Annotated in this window: 2 protein-coding genes and 1 pseudogene; 1 reads left to right on the plus strand and 2 read right to left on the minus strand. The window is 36.0% G+C overall.

What is annotated here, in order from left to right:
* Positions 1-168: pseudogene (locus OZD66_RS01530) on the minus strand (IS630-like element ISWpi10 family transposase); the annotation flags it as partial.
* A gap of 104 nt (positions 169-272) precedes the next feature.
* Between OZD66_RS01530 and OZD66_RS01535 the strand changes: the two are divergent.
* Positions 273-1256: a helix-hairpin-helix domain-containing protein gene (locus OZD66_RS01535; RefSeq protein ID WP_275022011.1), complete on the plus strand. Its 984-nt coding sequence runs from the start codon at positions 273-275 to the stop codon at positions 1254-1256.
* Here the strand turns inward: OZD66_RS01535 and OZD66_RS01540 are convergent.
* A partial coding sequence (locus OZD66_RS01540) for a helix-turn-helix transcriptional regulator (RefSeq protein WP_275022013.1) occupies positions 1198-1681 on the minus strand: 484 nt, incomplete at its 5' end. The two genes, OZD66_RS01535 and OZD66_RS01540, sit on opposite strands and share 59 nt — an antisense overlap.

Raw genomic sequence — 1681 nt, forward strand, 5'->3', positions numbered from 1 at the left:
AGTTCTTGAAATGCAACATATCTTTGCTACCGCTGTTATGCTGTGCTTTTTTGCTGCAATTACAGCATTTAGTTTTTTTGTAACGTATGCGTTGTTTCTTACTTTCTTCAGCATTGCTTTTGCCGATTCCACTACTTTTTCATCCAATAATTTTGATCTTAATGCCATTTATACCTCGCTATTACACTTAGTTTAGTATGGCTTTTTTTCCATTATTGTCTATCTGTTTGTTGTGCAGTGAGAATTGGTATTACTATTGCTAGATAAACATTGTGGCTTTTCAAGGAGATGTCGTGGTAGTGCAACGAGCAGGCGACGTCATTCCAAAGATTGTAGAAGTTGATAAAAGTTCTCGCCCTGAAGACACACCTAAATTTAAATTTCCTAAGGTTTGTCCAGAGTGTGGCAGTTCAGAACTATACAAAGTTCCAGAAGAAGCAGCAATAAGATGTTCAGGGGTTACCTGTAAAGCTCAAATCATAGAAAGGTTAAAATATTTTGTTTCCAATGATGCTTTTGACATTACCGGCTTTGGTGATAAGCAGATAGAGTTCTTTTATGACCTTGGTTTGATAAGGAAAATATCTGACATTTTTGCTCTCGAAGAAAAACTAAAAAATTTTAACTTAAGTGAGCTGAAGGGGCGGGATGAAAAATCAATATCTAATTTACTGGATTCTGTCAATAGCAAAAGAGTTGTGAGTTTGGATAAATTTATATGTTCTCTAGGGATTCGATACGTCGGACCACACGTAGCAAAATTACTAGCAAAACATTATGGCTCATATGAAAATTGGTATTCTGCTGATGAAGAAGAATTAATGAGCATAATAGGTGTAGGAGAAAAGATTATAGATTCATTAATATCTTTCTTCTCTGAAAAGGATAATGTTGAAATGGTAAAGAATCTTGCCTCTCAACTAAAGATTGAGCCTGTAAGTGCTAATGTTAGTAATTCCATTTTTAGCGGTAAAACGGTAGTTTTCACTGGCAAGCTGTTGACAAGGGAAAGAAATGAAGCGCAAGCACTAATGGAATCTTTAGGAGGAATTGTGAGTTCAAGTGTATCGCCTAAAACGGACTTCTTGGTTGTAGGCGAAAAACCTGGGTCAAAGCTCGGAGATGCTAAAAAGCTAGGTGTGAAAATTTTAACTGAAGAAGAGTTTAATACTGGGAGAAGAATAACGCCTTCTGTCTTTAATTTCTCTCAGGTTGCGTTATTTCCTCTGCAGGTAAGCCAGTTATCGAAGAAATAGCATCAACAGAAACACCTAGTATAAGTAGATTATTCGCAACCTTGATTGACTCTACTTTATCAATCTTTTCTTTGTAAATTTGCCTTCTTTGGGATAAAAATTCTATTAGTATGTTCAGTTCATCTCTTGATTCCTGATTATCAATTCTTTTGAATTCTCTCGTCGAACTTAATAGCTCATTTTCTACTTCCTCGTCTTCACTTTCATAGTAATCTTCTTCCGTTATTAGATCTTCAGCATCTACTGATAATATTTCTGCTGCTTTACATGCCACCTCGCTCAAAAAGGTACTCTTCCCTTGTTCATAGTTATGTATTTGTGAACTTGCTACACCTAGCTCTTTTGCCAATTCCTCTTGAGTATATTCCCTTATTATCCTCCATTTCTTCATCTCTTGTCCTTCCTTGTGACGCTTACAGACAACT

The organism is Wolbachia endosymbiont of Drosophila baimaii (assembly GCF_028982185.1).
GTDB lineage: Bacteria > Pseudomonadota > Alphaproteobacteria > Rickettsiales > Anaplasmataceae > Wolbachia > Wolbachia pipientis.